Here is a 15,357-nt window from a genome sequence, read left to right as displayed (position 1 = left end):
TAGAGCGTCGCCCCGCTCTGGCAAAGGAGCCTTCTGATGTCTATGTTTGGACTTGGCGAGCTTTTGGGGCTCGATGATAGCATGGCTAGGGTGCGCGCAAAGAAGGCTGATGTACTCGACGAGCAGCTAGTCTCTAGCTACGTCGAGCGGTTGAACGCATCCAAAACGGATCGAGCAGCGTTTGATGATGTATTTGTTGCTCTGAAGGCTGACAAACAGCTTAAGGCTGCGGATGTCATCGCAATTGCTCAGCGCTATAGCAAGGCTGGAACTAAGCCTTCTTCTAAGGCCATGGCTTTTGCTGCAATCTCAAAGCGCTTTGTTGAGATTGTTCGCTTCCATGCGAAAAACAAGATCGCCGAGAAAGTGCGGCCTTGGTAGTGGTTGCTTAAGCCTCATACCCCTCGAAGATCGGCGCGTCGGCGTGCATGGCGGCGATGCGGCGGTCCTGCTCGGTGCGGACGGTCCAGGCGAGGAGCGGAATCCCCTGTCGACGGACGCGTTGTGTCGCGGCCGTGGGTAGGGCGCGGACCTCGTAGGCATAGAACGACGGCGCCGCCTGTCCGCTCTCCAGCAAGCTTGCGAGCGCTTGGCGCCGGGCGTCGGTGAGAGGGCTCTCCGGCCACCAGCCTTTGCCGTCGTCGTTGAAGTAGGAGCCCGAGACGATGCCGCGCGGGATGTCCGGGGCCATCCTGCCGACTGCAGCAATCACCGCGGGGTCGAACGACATCAAAGCCAACGGGCGCCTGTACAGCTTTGCAAGGCGCGCGATCTCCGACAGGAAGCGGAGGTCCGGCGGCGTCCACTCGCTCTTGATCTCGGCGAAGATCGGCACGCGGCCGGCGACCAGCGCGAGCATGTCGGCGAAGGTCAGGATGCCGGTGAGATCGGTTCCTTGGAACGGAAGCTTCGCCGCGCAGCCCGGCTGCAACTCGGCGACCGGTCCGCTGCCCGCCGTCAGGCGCTCGAGGGTCAGGTCGTGAAAGACGAGCGGCGTGCCGTCCGCCGCCGGCCGCAGGTCGCACTCGATGCCGTATCCATTGGCGATGGCCGCCTCGAAGGCCGGGGCCGTGTTCTCGATCACGCCTTTCGCCGCATCGTGCAGGCCGCGGTGGGCGATGGGACGCAGGAAGGCGGGATCGAGCATCGGCGCGCTAGCCCGCGATGGCGATGATGGCGTCGACCTCGACGGCGGAGTTCATGGGCAGGCCGGATACGCCGACGGCGGCGCGCGTATGGCGGCCCTTGTCGCCTAGCACGTCGACCATCAGGTCGGAAGCGCCGTTGACGACCTTCGGATGGTCAGTGAACTCGGGTGCGGCGTTGACGAAGCCGGTCAGCCGCAGCACCTGCCCGATGCGGTCGAGGCTGCCGAGCGCGGCGCTGGCCTGGGCGAGAATGTTCAGCGCACAGAGGCGGGCGGCGGCCTGGCCGTCCTCGAGGCTCACGTCGCGGCCGAGCGCGCCGGTGACGATGGTGCCGTCGGCGGCCTTGGCGATCTGCCCCGAGATGAGAAGCAGGTTGCCCGAGACGATGTAAGGTACATAGTTGGCGACCGGATTCGGGGCCGCGGGAAGGGAGATGCCAAGCTCGGCGAGGCGGGCCTCGATGGTCATGCGGGTGCGTCTCCTCTGGTCGTTGGGGACCGGCGCTCCAGCGAAGCGACGGCCGTAGAATGGTCGGGGTTTCTTGTTACCCGCTCGATCGGACTTTGCAATGGCCCGGCAGTACCCTAGATTCCGGCCAGGACGGCGGGGCTGCTGCCAGCTCCCTTGGCAACAGGATGAGAAGAATGCGCGATCGTGCTCGAAAGCGGGCCTGGGGTTTATTGATCGTGGCGCCAGTGCTGGCGCTGGGGGCGTTCGGCGCATATCCCTGGGCGCCTCCGAGCGCGCACGCGGGGCCGGGGCCTGCCCTCAAGGACGTCGTGTTCGCGCCGCACCGGGCCGTCTACGATCTTTCGCTCGATGCTGCGCAGTCGGGCTCGGGGGTTGCCGGCGTCAACGGCCGCATCGTCTACGAACTCAGCGGCAATGCCTGCGAGGGCTACGCGCAGAGCATGCGCTTCGTCACGCAGACCCTCAATCAAGAGGGAGATGTGCAGACGACCGACCTCAGAACCTCGAGCTGGGAGGAGGTGCCGGCGCGGCGGCTGCGCTTCTCCACCAGCACCTATCAGAACGAGATGCAGGCAGAGCAGACCCAGGGGGTCGCCAAGCGCACGCAGGCGAGCGGGGAGGCGACGGTAGACCTCGCGCGGCCGCAGAAGCGGGAGGTAAAGCTCGCGGGCGACATCTATTTCCCGATCCAGCATTCGATGGCGATCATCCAGGCTGCGCGCGCGGGGCGTACAATTCTCGCGGCGGACCTCTATGACGGCTCGGAGAGCGGGGACAAGATCTACTCCACGTCCACGGCCATCGGGCGGCAGACCAAGCCGGGAGCTGGGCCCGTGGTCTCGCTCGCCAAGGGGTTCGCCGATCTCGACCGCGTGCCGTCGTGGCCGATCTCGGTCAGCTATTTCCCGTCGACGCAGGCGCCGGGCGACACGGTGCCGCTCTACGAGATGTCCTACCGCTTCCACGACAACGGCGTGACCAGCAGCCTGCGCATCAATCACGGCGACTTCGCCATCAAGGGCGAGCTCAAGGAGCTGAAGTACTTCGAGCCGTCGCCCTGCAAGAATCCCGAGCCGTAGGGCCGGGCGCCTCTCGCCTTCCCTGTCATCCCGGCTGAAGCGCGTTATTCGTTCCAGAGCCAGGCGGCGCCGCGCACGCCGCTGGCGTCGCCCCATTTGGGCGGGCGGATGACGATGTCCTTCACGTCGGAAAAGACATAGGGCGCGGCCAGGCGCGGCAGCTCCTCGTAGAGATGCGGCAGCTTCGAGAGGCCACCGCCGAGCACGATCACCTCCGGATCGATGAGGTTGATGACGTGCGCGATGCCGCGCGCCAGCCGCGAGGCGTGGCGCTCAAGGCTCGTCCGTGCCGCAGGCTCGCCGAGCTTCGCCCGCGCCACGATCTCGTGCCCCGACACGAGCTCGCCCGTGCGGCGCTGGTAGTCGCCGGAGAGCCCCGTGCCCGAGGCCCACATCTCCATGCAGCCCTTGCGGCCGCACCAGCACGTGGGGCCTGGATGCTCGTCCGGTTCGCTCCAAGGCAGAGGATTGTGTCCCCACTCGCCGCCGATGCCGCGCGCGCCTTCGAGCACGCGGCCGTCGAAGACAATGCCGCCGCCGCAGCCCGTGCCGACGATGATGCCGAATACGGAGCGCGCGCCGGCGCCGGCGCCGTCGGTCGCCTCCGACAGCGCAAAGCAGTTGGCGTCGTTGGCCATGCGGACCGGGTGGCCGAGGGCCGCTTCCAGATCCTCGCGCAGCGGGCGGCCGTTGAGCCAGGTCGAGTTGGCGTTGCGGACCAGGCCCGTCAGAGGCGAGAGGGATCCCGGCATGCCGATGCCCACGCTGGCCCCGCGTCCGGCCTCTTTCTCGAGATCTCGGATGATGTCCGTCAGTGCCGCAACCGTGTCTTGGTAGTCTCCTTGCGGCGCGAGGATGCGCATGCGGGCGACCTCGCCGCCGCCGGGGGCCAGCACGCGCCCTTCGATCTTGGTTCCGCCGAGGTCGATCCCCATGCGCAGGCCTGCGCCCGCGCGGTCACTCATGAGCGGCCTCGACGCCGAGCGCGCGGGCCAGCGCCGAGCGCGCCGGGGCAACCCGCTCCGGCGCGATGCCTTTGGACGCTGTAAATACAAGCAGCAGGGATTCGTCGCCGAGCAGGTGGTCGAGCACGGCGAGCAGGGTCTCGGGCGCGTCGGCGACGGCCCGAAGCTGGTCCGGGCCGATGCCGGTCATCGCCAGGAAGCGGCCCAGGCGGGGGCCGTCCTCGGCCAGAAACGTCAGGCCGGCAAGTGCCAGCATGGCGGCTTCCTCGGTGTCCTCGGGGCTCGGTCGCGCAGCGCGCCTCAGCATGGGCTGGCCTCCTTTTTTCTTGGCATATCCGCTACTTGAGCCCGAAATGCTCCCGGATAAGCATGTTTCAACAGTTGCTTAAGCTAAGCGATGCACACTGCCCTCCATATGGCCCGCAGAATCGGTGCAGTTAAAGGCGGGCAGCGTGCAGACCTTCGACGATGACCTATCAGGAGACGAGAATGGCCGTCGAGGGCCAGAGGCAGGGGGTGTCGCCCCGTGCACCGAAAACCGTGCTGATCGTGGAGGACAATGAGCTCAACATGAAGCTCTTCCACGATCTTCTCGATGCCTACGGCTATCTCACGGTGCAGACCCGCAACGGCCTCGATGCGCTGACGCTCGCGCGCGTGCACCGGCCCGATCTCATTCTTATGGACATCCAGCTTCCCGAGGTCTCCGGTCTCGAAGTGACCCGGTGGCTCAAGGAAGACGACGAGTTGCGCGACATTCCCGTGGTGGCCGTCACCGCGTTCGCCATGAAGGGCGACGAGGAGCGCATCCGATCCGGGGGATGCGAGGCCTACGTGTCGAAGCCGATTTCGGTTGCTGTTTTTCTCGATACCGTAAGACGTTTTGTAGGGGATGCCTGAGCTCGGTGTATCGGTGCTTCATGCGTTTGTGCTTTGAGAGTTTGTCATGACCGCTCGTGTTCTCGTCGTTGACGATATTCTGGCCAACATCAGGCTTCTGCAGGCGCGGCTCGAGGCCGAGTATTTCGAGGTCATCACGGCTGCGAACGGCAACGATGCGCTGGCGCTCTGCCAGCGCGAGCGCGTGGATGTCGTGCTCCTCGACGTCATGATGCCGGGCATCGACGGCTTCGAGGTCTGCCGGCAGCTCAAGAGATCGCCCGAGACGCTGCACATTCCCGTGGTCATGGTCACGGCCCTCGACCAGACCTCGGATAAGATCCAGGGATTGGACTGCGGCGCCGACGACTTCCTGACCAAGCCGGTCGACGACATCGCCCTCGTCACGCGCGTCAAGAGCCTCGCGCGGCTCAAGATGCTCAACGACGAGATGCTGATGCGCGTCATGACCAACCGGCAGATGGGTCTCGGAGACGAGGACGCTATGGCCCGCATTCTCACCGACCGGCCGGGGCGCGTGCTCGTGGTCGATGATCATCCCCGCTCATCGTCGCGCGTGATGAGCGCGCTGGCCAAGGCGCATGACGCGTATATCGAGGCCGATCCGCAGACGGCGCTGCTGCATCTCGCGGAGCAGCCGTTCGATCTCCTGATCGTGGCGCTCAACCTTGAGCATTCGGATGGGCTGCGGCTCTGCTCGCATGTGCGATCGCTCGACCGCACGCGACATCTGCCCATCCTCGTCATGGCGGACCCGGGAGACGAGGCGCGTCTGCTGCGCGGGCTCGACATGGGCGTCAACGACTACCTGATGCGGCCGGTGGACCGGCACGAGCTCCTGGCGCGCGTCAGGACGCAGATCAAGCGCAAGCGCTTCTCGGACCATCTGCGCAACCAGATCCGCGAGAGCGTGGAGCTTTCGGTCACCGACCCGCTGACGGGCCTGCACAACCGGCGCTATATGGAGCGCCATCTCAAGACGCTGATCACGGACGCCGAGCGCTCCGGGCGCTCGCTCTCGGTGCTGATCGCGGACATCGACCATTTCAAGCGCATCAACGACACCTACGGGCACGATGCCGGCGACCTGGTGCTCAAGGAGTTCGCGGACCGCTTCCGCCGCTACACGCGCGGCATGGACTTCGCCTGCCGCCTCGGCGGGGAAGAATTCCTGATCGTGATGCCCGATACCGACCAAGTGCTCGCGTGGCAGGTGGGTGAAAGGGTGCGTGAGTGTGTCGCAGCCCTGCCTTTCCGGCTTGGCTTGGAGCAGGATGTCTGGGTTACGGCGAGCGTCGGTCTTGCAACCTGGGAGGGAGAAGGCGATACGTCCGACGCGCTTTTCAAGCGCGCAGATAATGCGCTTTATGCTGCAAAGCGGCAGGGACGGAACCAAGTCGTCGCTTATGCGGCGTGAGAGCTTGCGATCCCAACATACTTAGATCTCCGCATGATTTTGCATCGTCCGCTGACGGATCGTGTCGATCCGAGCAACGGCTCGCCGTCGTGCTGTCAGGGCGCGCGAAATCATGAGCCGCGCCCTAGGGTTCGCGGGTTAACCTCGAATCGATTGAAAGGCGTGCCCGCCACGCAATGGTCAAGCTCTAAACTTGCAATTGCCGATCTGTTCTGTCAGACTTTTGTAGTGGAGGGGAATCAATTCGCCCGGAGATCGTTCGGCTGTTCGTCGCCTTTCGTGCCGACGTTTCGGGTCAGTTCGGTTCCCGCGGCCCATCGGGTCCGCCGCATCTCCTGATGGAGCGGGAAATCGTAGTGTGGGCCGCAACGCATGGAGTTACCCTCCAAGAGTTTACGTTTCTGCTCCGCTACGACACCAGGTGGACCGTCAACGCCCTCTTTGACACCATCTGGTCACTAGGCCAGGGTCCGTGGCTTTCTCGGAATGCTTACCCCGCTGCCGAGCCGGTTACGGACCCTGGTTGAGGGCCTTCCCTAAAATCAGGTGATTTCCGGCTTCCGGGCGCTGGTTCGGAAGCGGGCCGCGGCATGAGCGACCCTTTTGTCGCCGCCCCGCGGGCGCGGCGTGCGCTTACTTAATCTTCGTTTCCTTGAATTCGACGTGCTTGCGCACGACCGGGTCGTAGCGCCGGAAAACGAGCTTTTCCGTTGCAGTGCGCGGGTTCTTCTTCGTGACGTAGAAGAAGCCGGTCTTCGCTGTCGAGAGCAGCTTGATCTTCTGGGTGATCTGCTTGGCCATTGGTCTTTTGACCTCGAAAGGGAGCGTCTCAAATTTGGATTGGGCAACATACTGCCCGCGCCTTTGGTGTCAAGCGCGTTGACCGGGCCCAAGTTTGCGCTTTCGTCGCGTAGAAATGCGTGGCTTGCGCGGCGTTCATTTTCCGGCGGCACGCTGCAGTAGCAGGCGCTCCTGTCGGCCGTGACGGTGAAAATAGAAGGGTACCGTGCCGGCGCCGATCTCGCGCTTCGGGCGTGCGAGATGCCGGGCGAGGTCCTCCAGCACATGCCGCGTGATCGACGGCAGCTTCAGGCGCCTCGCATGGTCGATGGTGAACCAGTCGATGTCGAGCAGCTCGCCGTCCATGGAGGCTGCGCGGTGGGCGACCTCGGCCGCGTCGACGATGAAGAAGCGCGTGTCGTAGCGGCGCGCCCGTCCGGGCGGCGTGATGGCGCGGGCAAAGAAGGCGAGCCTGCCGAGCCGCGGCCGGAAGCCTTCGGCAAGGAACCCGCTCCATCCCCCCGCAGGGCCCGAACCGTCATGGGGTGAACGCTCGCCGACGATGAAGCCGGTCTCCTCGAACGTCTCGCGCACAGCGGCGAGTGCCAGGGCGGCGGCGCGGAGGTCCGAGGCGCGGCCGCGCATGGCGATCTTCAGGCACGCTGCCTCGCGGGGCGGCAGCGGGTGGTGGCGCGCGAAAGTTCTGTCGGCGGCTTCAACGCGTCCGCCGGGGAAAACGAAGGTGTCGGGCAGGAACACCTGATCGGGGCGCCTCCGTCCCATCAGCACGCGCGGCGTCGCGGCGGAGTGGTCGATGACGAGAAGGGTCGCGGCGTCGCGTGGCCTCAGCCTGGTGCGCTGCGCAGTCGCGACGCTTGCGGGTCTCTCTGCCATGGCGTGCCTCGGCCCTCAGCGAGCGCCGGGATCGGGAACGGGCGCATCGGCGTCGTCGCCGAAGCCGTGCATGCGCAGTGCCCATTGCAGTCCGACCAGCGCGCCTTTCACCCGCGGCAGCAGCACGAGGCTCATGATGACCGTCAGCGGAAGCCAGAGGACCATATGCACCCAGCTCGGCGGCGCGACGGCCTTCTCCAGCATGAGGACGCCGCCGACCACCACGTGGCCAACGATGACCATGGTGAAGTAGGGCGGCGCATCGTCGGCACGCTGATGGTGCAACTCCTCGCCGCAGGCCGGGCAGGTCTCGGCGACCTTGAGATACTTGCGATACAAAGCACCCTTGCCGCACGCGGGGCATCGCTGCCGCCAGCCGCGCAGCATGGCGATCTTGATGTCGCGCCTCGGCTGGGTGTCGGCCGTGGGCGCTGGAGAGTCGAACTCGATCATGCGGATCCCGTCTTCATCCATTCCTACATAGTCGCAATGATCGCGCGCTCAAACGCGACATTTATCGCTCTTCGTATCGTCCCTAGCTTCGCCTTGCAGCCCGTCAGCGGCGCCTGCCGAAGCGGCGACGGATGCGCTCGGCGCCCCTCAGGTGCTTGATCGCGCCGGTCTTGCCGGGCGTCAGCACCTCGAAGCGTAGGGCGCCCGCGGTCGGGATGGCCTCGACGAGGCGGACCGTCACCGTGTCGCCGAGCTGGTATGTCTCGCCGCTGCGGTTGCCCACGAGCGCGTGCGCCTCCTCGATGTGCGAGAAGAAATCGCGGCCGAGCGTCGAGACCGGCACGAAGCCGTCGGCGCCGGTGTCCTTGAGCTTCACGAACAGGCCCGAGCGGGTGACGCCGGCGATGCGCCCTTCGAAGGTGGCGCCGATGCGGTCGGCGAGGTGGGCGGCGATGAGGCGGTCGATGGTCTCGCGCTCGGCGGCCATGGCGCGGCGCTCGGCTTCGGAGATCTCCTTCGCGGTGTCGGAGAGGCGCGCGATCTCCTGGTCCTCGATGCCGTCCGGGCCGAGCTTCAGGCCGCGGATCAGCGCACGGTGGACAAGGAGATCGGCGTAACGGCGGATCGGTGAGGTGAAGTGCGCGTACTGGGTGAGGTTGAGGCCGAAGTGGCCGATGTTCGCCGGCGTGTACTCCGCCTGGGCCTGCGAACGCAGGATGACCTCGTTGACGAGCTCCGGGACAGGCAGCGTCTTGGCGCGCGCGAGAATGCGGTTGAACGCCTCGGGCTTGAGACCGGTGCCGGCGGCGAGCTTAAGGTCAAGGGTCTCGAGGAAGTCGCGCAGGTTCTTCAGCTTCTCTTTCGAGGGCTCGTCGTGCACGCGGTAGACGAGGGGCGTCTTGGCCTGCTCCAGCGTCTCGGCGGCGGCGACGTTGGCCTGGATCATGAACTCCTCGATCAGGCGGTGGGCGTCGAGCCGCTCGGGTATGACGACGCGGGCGACGCGGCCTTCGGCATTGAGCTGGATCTTGCGCTCGGGCAGATCGAGGTCGAGCGGCTGGCGCTCGTCACGAGCGCGGGAGAGTGCGGCGTAGGCCCGCCACAGTGGCTCGAGTGCGCACTGCATAAGCGGCGCGCACTTGGCGCTCACGTTGCCGTCGATGGCGGCCTGGGCCTCCTGGTAGCTGAGCTTGGCGGCGCTCCGCATCACGGCGCGCTCGAACGTGTGCCGGCGCTTCTTTCCTCCCGCGTCGAAGACCATGCGCACGGCGAGACACGGCCGCTCCTCCAGCTCGCGCAGCGAGCAGAGGTCGTTCGAGATGCGCTCGGGCAGCATCGGCACCACGCGGTCGGGAAAATAGACCGAGTTGCCGCGGAGCTGGGCCTCCTTGTCGAGGCGCGTGCCCGGGCGCACGTAGTGGGCCACGTCGGCGATGGCGACGATCACGACATGGCCGCCGCGGTTACGCGGATCGGGATCGGGCTCGGCGTAGACGGCGTCGTCGTGGTCGCGGGCGTCAACGGGATCGATGGTCAGCAGAGGCGTCTTGCGCAGGTCCGCGCGGCCCTCGGCGCTGAACGCCGGCAGTGCCTCGCTCTCGGCGATGACGGTGGCCGGGAAGTCGTCGGGAAGCCCGTGCGCGTGCACGGCGATGAGGCTGATCTTGCGCTGGTCGTCCGGATTGCCCAGCGTCTCGAGCACGCGCGCCTCCGTGACAGACTGGCGGTGCTTCGCGGAAAGATCGAAGCGGACGAGGTCGCCGTCCTTGGCGTCGCCGTCGTTGCCGGGGCGGACGGACCAGGCGCGCAGCTCCTTGCGGTCGATGGGCTCGATGGTGCCGCCGCCGTCCTTGCGGGTGCGGTAGATGCCGAGCAGGCGGCGCTTGTCGCGCGGCAGGATCCTGATGGCCTCGGCCTCGTAGGCGAGGCCTTCGACGTCGGGCTGGTCGAGCGCGGTGACGCGGGCGAGGATGCGGTCGCCGATGCCGATGGCGGCGTCCCGCTCCTCGCCGCGGGCGCGATGCGTGAGCACGAGGACGGCCGGCGGCGTGCCGTCCGCGTCCTTCCACACGGCGGGGCGTGCGATCAGGTCGCCGTCGCTGTCGCGGCCGGTGACCTCGAGCACGGTGACGGGCGGCAGCTTGCCCCTCTCGCGCAGATCCTTGCGCGTGCCGGAGAGCACGCCTTCGTCCGTCATCTCTGCGAGCAGGCGTTTAAGTGCCGTGCGGGCCTCGCCCTTGACCTTGAACGCGCGCGCGATCTCGCGCTTGCCTGCCGCGCCCTCATGCTCGTTGAGGAAGGTCAGGATCTCCTCGCGCGAGGGCAGTGCGTCGTCGCCCGGCGGTCGCCGCCTGGCCGGTGCCTGGCGAAAGCCTTTCCGGGCTCCCTTAGGCCCTGGACGTTTCGCGGGTGGCTTTCTGGCCATGGGGAGACCTATGCGGTCGTGTGTCTGTGTCCCGGCCGCCCGCGCCGGCGGGCACCCACGACAAGTTTCAACGTGGGTGTGTTCTCGCATGTGTCGCAAGCGCGGACACTTGCGTGGATGGCCGCCGTCATCGCGGAGCGATGCTTTGCATCGACGCGGCCATGACGGAGTGGATGGGCGGTCGTGGTGAGAGCGTCGGATGAGACCATGCGCTCAGCTTTCCGCGCCGGCTTTGGCCGCGCTTTTCTTCGGCTTGGCTGCCGGCTTCTTGCTCGGTGCCTTGGTGGCCTTCGGTTTCGACTTGGCCTTGGCAGGCTTGGCCTCGGCGTCGTCCTCCGTTGCCTTCGTCTCCTTGGCGGCCTTCGGCTTGGCGGCGGCCTTCTTCGCGGGCTTCTTGCCGCCGCCCTTGGCGATGCGCTCCTGGAGCAGGCGAATGGCGTCGTCGATCGCGAGCGTCTCGGGGTTCGTGCCTTTCGGCACGGTGGCGTTGACCTTGTTCCAGCTCACGTAGGGGCCGTACTTGCCGTCCAGCACCTGGATCTTGCCGCCGCCGCCCGGATGCTCACCGAGGTCCTTCAGCACCGTCTTCACCGCCGCGCGGCCGAAGCGTCCGCTCTTGCCGGCGCGCTTCTCGGCGAGCAGCGTCACGGCGCGGTTAAGGCCGATGCTGAACACCTCGTCGATGCTGTCGACGTTGGCGTAGGTGCCGTCGTGCTGGATGAAGGGTCCGTAGCGGCCGAGGCCCGCGACGATCGGGGTACCGGTCTCGGGATGGATGCCGACCTCGCGCGGCAGCGAGAGAAGCTGCAGCGCCTTCTCCAGGTCGATGGTGGCGGCGTCGATGCCCTTCGGGATCGACGAGCGCTTGGGTTTCTCGTCGCCTTCGCCTTCGCCGAGCTGCAGGTAGGGGCCGAAGCGGCCACTCTTGACCAGCACGGGAAGGCCGCTGTCGGGATCGAAACCGAGCTCGCGGTCGCCGTCGGTGCCGGTGGCGTCGCCGGTGAGCTGGCGCGTGTACTTGCAGTCCGGATAGTTGCCGCAGCCGATGAAGGCGCCGTTCTTGCTCGAAACCTTGAGCGAGAGGCGGCCGGTGCCGCACTTCGGGCAGAGGCGCGGGTCAGAGCCGTCCTCCTTGGGAGGAAAGATGTGCGGGCCGAGAAGCTCGTTCAGGGCCTCGAGCACGTCGCCGACGCGGAGGTCCTTGATCTCGTTGACCGCGCCCGTGAAGTCGCGCCAGAAATCGCGCAGCACCTGCTTGTACTCCAGGTCACCGGCCGAGATGAGATCGAGCTTCTCCTCGAGGTCGGCGGTGAAGTCGAATTCGACGTACTTCTTGAAGAAGCTCTCGAGGAAGGCGATGACGAGGCGGCCCTTGTCCTCGGGGATCAGCCGTTTCTTGTCGATGCGGACGTAGTCGCGCTCCTGCAGCACGGCGAGCGTCGAGGCATAGGTCGACGGGCGGCCGATGCCGAGCTCCTCCATCTTCTTGACGAGGCTCGCCTCGGAATAGCGCGGCGGCGGCTGCGTGAAGTGCTGCTCGGCCTCGACGGCGCGGTCGGAAAGGGTGTCGCCGCTTGCGAGCGGCGGCAGGCGGCGGCTCGTGTCGTCCTCGTCGGAGGTGTCGTCCTTGCCCTTGTTGAGGGTCATGACGCGGTCGTCGCGGCCCTCGTCGTAGACCTTGAGGAAGCCATCGAACTGGATCACCGAGCCGGTGGCGCGCAGCGTGTAGGTCTTGCCGTCGCGGCCCTTGACCTCGATGTCGGCGGTGGTCTGCTTGAACTCGGCGGAGGCCATCTGGCTCGCCACGGCGCGCTTCCAGATCAGCTCGTAGAGGCGGGCCTGGTCCTTGTCGAGGTAGCGGGCGACGGAAGCCGGCGTGCGTGTCACGTCGGTCGGGCGGATGGCCTCGTGCGCCTCCTGCGCGTTCTTGGCCTTGGTCTTGTATTCGCGCACGAAGGGCGCGACGTAACGCTGGGAGTATTCGCGCGCGATCATGCCGCGGATGGCGTTGATCGCCTCGGGGATGATAGTGACGCCGTCCGTTCGCATGTAGGTGATAAGGCCCACGGTCTCGCCGCCGACGTCGACACCCTCGTAGAGGCGCTGGGCCACCTGCATGGTCTGCTTGGCGGAGAAGCCGAGCTTGCGGGAGGCGTCCATCTGCAGCGTCGAGGTGGCGAAGGGCGCATAGGGATTGCGCTTCACGTCGCGGCTCTCGACCGAGACGACGCGGAACTGGCCCTTCTCGATGGCGCGCTTGATGGCGAAGGCGGTGGCCTCGTCCTTGATGTCGAGCTTCTTCAGCGTCGTGCCGTCAATGGCCTGCAGGCGGGCCGGGAACTCGTCGCCGGACCGGGTGGCGAGGGTGGCCTCGATGGTCCAGTACTCGTCGGTCCTGAAAGCCTCGATCTCGGCCTCGCGGTCGCAGACGAGGCGCAGCGCTACGGACTGCACGCGGCCCGCCGAGCGCGCACCCGGCAGCTTGCGCCAGAGCACGGGCGAGAGCGTGAAACCGACCAGGTAGTCGAGCGCGCGGCGGGCGAGGTAGGCGTCGACGAGGGGCTCGTCGATCTGGCGCGGGGCCGCGATGGCGGCCAGGATGGCCTGCTTGGTGACGGCGTTGAAGGCCACGCGCTCGATCTCGAGCCCTTTCTTCAGTGCCTTCTTCTGGTCCAGGATCTCCAAAAGGTGCCAGGAGATGGCCTCGCCCTCGCGATCGGGGTCGGTGGCCAGAATCAGCTTGTCGGCCTTTTTGACGGCGTCCGCGATCTCGCGGATGATCTTCTGGGAGCCGCTGTCGATCTCCCAGGTCATCTCGAAGTCCTTGTCGGGAACGACGGAGCCGTCCTTCGACGGCAGATCGCGCACGTGGCCGAAGGAGGCCAGCACTTTATAGTTGCTGCCCAGGTACTTGTTGATCGTCTTGGCCTTGGCGGCGGATTCCACGATGACGACATTCATATGCGGTTTCTCGGCCTCGAACGTTCGGGCAGGCGGCCAGTCCGCTGCCGCGCTCTACCTAAGATTGTCCGACGCGGTGCGCTGCGCGGACGGTTCCATGTTGGAAACTCGGGCCGGGAACATGGGAGAGGAACGGCCCACTGTCAAACGACCCGCCGTTCCCGTGGATTTCAAAGCTTCAGCCCCGATCGGCGGGGCACCGCGGCTTCCTATCGGAATTGCTTATGAATTTCGTATTAACTTTGGCTCGCCGGAGCGGCGGTTCTGGCCAGCAGTGGGCGGATCGCCGCGTCCAGCTCCCGGAAGTGGGAGATCACCGCGTCGGGCTTCAGGGTCTCGATGGGCGCTTCCGAATAGCCGAAGGCACAGCCGACGACCGGGATGTCGGCGGCACGGGCGGCGGCGATGTCGATGCCCGTATCGCCAATCATGACCGCGGACGTGAGGTCGCCGCCCGCCATGCGGACGGCCCCCCGCACATGGTCGGGATGGGGCTTGTAGACCGGAAAGCTGTCCCGGCCGGCAACGGCGTCGAACAGGCCGTCGATGGCCAACTCCTTGAGCAGATGCTCGGCGAGCGACAGGCGCTTGTTGGTGCAGATGGCAAGACGGGCGCCAGCGGCGCGGAAGTCCTCGAGTGCCGCCACGGCGCCCTCGAACGGGCGCGTCTCGCGTGCGATGTTGGGCTCGTAATAGGCGAGGAAGCGCGCGAGCAGGCGGTCGAGGTCGGGCTCCGGCAGCGTGAGGCCGGTCTGGTTGAGCCCTTCAACGATCATGCGCCGTGCGCCGAACCCGACCGTCCTGCGCAGCGTTTCCGCCGGAACGAGCGGCAGCGAGAGATCGGACAGCGCGTGGTTGGTGGCCGCGACGAGATCAGGGAGCGAATCGACGAGCGTACCGTCGAGATCGAAGACGAGGGTCGCATTTTGCATGGCTTCGTTTAGGCGCATCGCGCCGGGGCCGCAAGGCTGCGCCTTGTCCCAGGGGACCTTTCCCGGTTTTTGGTAGCTCTTGACGCTTGCCCTCCCGCCGAACGGCTGGCAGACAGAGACCTTTGGAAGGACACGGGATGTCGGTTGAGAGCTACAAGGTGGCCGCGGCGCGGCATGCCCTCACCTTCGTGGAGCCCCGCATGCGGCTGGGTCTCGGTACGGGCTCGACGGCGTCCCGGTTCGTCGAGCTGTTGGGTGCCGAGGTGCGCGCGGGGCTGCAGGTGCTCTGCGTGCCGACCTCGGAGGAGACCCGTGCGCTCGCCGCCAAGCTCGGCATTCCGCTGACGACGCTGGACGAGACGCCGCTGCTCGACCTCACCATCGACGGCGCCGACGAGCTCGACGGCGAGCTCCGTCTGATCAAGGGTGGCGGCGGCGCGCTCTTGCGCGAGAAGATCGTTGCCACCGCGTCTGACCGCATGATCGTGATCGCGGATGTCTCCAAGAAAGTGGACAAGCTCGGCTCCTTTCCGTTGCCGGTCGAGGTGGTGCGCTTCGGGGTGACGGCGACGCGCAACATGATCGAGATGCTGGCGGCGGACTCCGGCTGCAACGGCGAGGTGACGCTGAGGCTCGGTCGCGACGGCAATCCGTTCATCACGGACGGCGGGAACTACATCTTCGATTGCGCCTTCGGCCAGATCGACGATCCGGAGTCGCTCGATGAGGCCCTGAAGTTCATCCCCGGCGTGGTCGAGAACGGTCTGTTCCTCGGCATCGCGGATGCGGCCGTCATCGGCGGTCCGGAAGGCGTCTCGGTGATCGAGGCGCGCTACGGGGAGAACCAGGAGGCCGTTTAGCGGCCTATGCCCAACCGTCATCCCGGCGGAGGCCGGGATCCAGATACGTGTCCGCAGAGCCCCGGACATGTC

General features: G+C 66.5%; 15 protein-coding genes. 5 read left to right on the top strand and 10 right to left on the bottom strand.

From position 1 onward, the window contains the following. Nucleotides 1-36 precede the first annotated feature (36 nt). A complete protein-coding gene (locus tag IT540_RS00840) occupies nt 37-381 on the top strand; it encodes a hypothetical protein (protein WP_291171969.1) in 345 nt (114 codons plus the stop codon). A gap of 7 nt (nt 382-388) precedes the next feature. Here the strand turns inward: IT540_RS00840 and IT540_RS00835 are convergent, their stop codons facing one another. Both IT540_RS00835 and IT540_RS00830 read right to left on the bottom strand, forming a co-directional pair. Beyond that, nucleotides 389-1,147 carry a glycerophosphodiester phosphodiesterase family protein gene (locus tag IT540_RS00835; protein WP_291171967.1) on the bottom strand — a complete coding sequence of 253 codons (759 nt, stop codon included), beginning with the start codon at nt 1,145-1,147 and terminating at the stop codon, nt 389-391. Between the two features lie 7 nt (nt 1,148-1,154). Further along, on the bottom strand, nt 1,155-1,616 hold the full coding sequence (locus tag IT540_RS00830; RefSeq protein WP_291171965.1) for a RidA family protein: 462 nt from the start codon (nt 1,614-1,616) through the stop codon (nt 1,155-1,157). A 176-nt stretch (nt 1,617-1,792) separates the two neighbouring features. Between IT540_RS00830 and IT540_RS00825 the strand changes: the two genes are divergently transcribed. Next, on the top strand, nt 1,793-2,698 hold the full coding sequence (locus tag IT540_RS00825; RefSeq protein ID WP_291171962.1) for a cell envelope integrity EipB family protein: 906 nt from the start codon (nt 1,793-1,795) through the stop codon (nt 2,696-2,698). 44 nt (nt 2,699-2,742) lie between these two features. Here IT540_RS00825 and IT540_RS00820 read toward each other — a convergent pair whose 3' ends face one another. Both IT540_RS00820 and IT540_RS00815 read right to left on the bottom strand, forming a co-directional pair. Further along, nucleotides 2,743-3,663, bottom strand: coding sequence for an ROK family protein (locus IT540_RS00820; protein WP_291171961.1), 921 nt, complete (start codon nt 3,661-3,663; stop codon nt 2,743-2,745). After that, the gene (locus IT540_RS00815) at nt 3,656-3,970 is read right to left on the bottom strand and encodes a DUF3572 domain-containing protein (protein ID WP_291171959.1); all 315 of its coding nucleotides are present in this window, start codon (nt 3,968-3,970) and stop codon (nt 3,656-3,658) included. Before IT540_RS00815 ends, IT540_RS00820 begins: the two co-directional genes overlap by 8 nt. Nucleotides 3,971-4,152: 182 nt before the next feature. Between IT540_RS00815 and IT540_RS00810 the strand changes: the two genes are divergently transcribed. Together IT540_RS00810 and IT540_RS00805 are read left to right on the top strand one after the other, a co-directional pair. After that, complete coding sequence (locus IT540_RS00810) at nt 4,153-4,563, top strand: response regulator (RefSeq protein WP_291171957.1); 411 nt, start codon at nt 4,153-4,155, stop codon at nt 4,561-4,563. A gap of 46 nt (nt 4,564-4,609) precedes the next feature. After that, nucleotides 4,610-5,980 carry a PleD family two-component system response regulator gene (locus tag IT540_RS00805; RefSeq protein WP_291171954.1) on the top strand — a complete coding sequence of 457 codons (1,371 nt, stop codon included), beginning with the start codon at nt 4,610-4,612 and terminating at the stop codon, nt 5,978-5,980. Between the two features lie 633 nt (nt 5,981-6,613). On the opposite strand, the gene rpmG is transcribed toward IT540_RS00805, so the two are convergent. From rpmG to IT540_RS00775, 6 genes are all read right to left on the bottom strand, one after another. Continuing rightward, nucleotides 6,614-6,781: a 50S ribosomal protein L33 gene (gene rpmG, locus IT540_RS00800; RefSeq protein ID WP_291171953.1), complete on the bottom strand. Its 168-nt coding sequence runs from the start codon at nt 6,779-6,781 to the stop codon at nt 6,614-6,616. A 135-nt stretch (nt 6,782-6,916) separates the two neighbouring features. Further along, nucleotides 6,917-7,654, bottom strand: a complete 738-nt coding sequence (locus tag IT540_RS00795) for an NUDIX hydrolase (protein ID WP_291171950.1) — start codon at nt 7,652-7,654, stop codon at nt 6,917-6,919. A gap of 15 nt (nt 7,655-7,669) precedes the next feature. After that, nucleotides 7,670-8,107 (bottom strand): DUF983 domain-containing protein, encoded by a 438-nt coding sequence (locus IT540_RS00790; RefSeq protein ID WP_291171947.1) that lies wholly within the window; start codon nt 8,105-8,107, stop codon nt 7,670-7,672. A gap of 103 nt (nt 8,108-8,210) precedes the next feature. Next, nucleotides 8,211-10,532 (bottom strand): ribonuclease R, encoded by a 2,322-nt coding sequence (rnr, locus tag IT540_RS00785; RefSeq protein ID WP_291171944.1) that lies wholly within the window; start codon nt 10,530-10,532, stop codon nt 8,211-8,213. A 213-nt stretch (nt 10,533-10,745) separates the two neighbouring features. After that, the gene (gene topA / locus IT540_RS00780) at nt 10,746-13,493 is read right to left on the bottom strand and encodes a type I DNA topoisomerase (RefSeq protein WP_291171941.1); all 2,748 of its coding nucleotides are present in this window, start codon (nt 13,491-13,493) and stop codon (nt 10,746-10,748) included. Between the two features lie 236 nt (nt 13,494-13,729). Further along, nucleotides 13,730-14,425 carry an HAD-IA family hydrolase gene (locus IT540_RS00775; protein WP_291171938.1) on the bottom strand — a complete coding sequence of 232 codons (696 nt, stop codon included), beginning with the start codon at nt 14,423-14,425 and terminating at the stop codon, nt 13,730-13,732. A 137-nt stretch (nt 14,426-14,562) separates the two neighbouring features. Between IT540_RS00775 and rpiA the strand changes: the two genes are divergently transcribed. After that, the gene (gene rpiA / locus IT540_RS00770; protein WP_291171935.1) at nt 14,563-15,285 is read left to right on the top strand and encodes a ribose-5-phosphate isomerase RpiA; all 723 of its coding nucleotides are present in this window, start codon (nt 14,563-14,565) and stop codon (nt 15,283-15,285) included. Nucleotides 15,286-15,357: the final 72 nt, after the last annotated feature.

This window comes from Hyphomicrobium sp. (genome assembly GCF_020852195.1).
Classification (GTDB): domain Bacteria; phylum Pseudomonadota; class Alphaproteobacteria; order Rhizobiales; family Hyphomicrobiaceae; genus Hyphomicrobium_C.
This window is presented reverse-complemented; position numbering and strand designations above follow the sequence as displayed.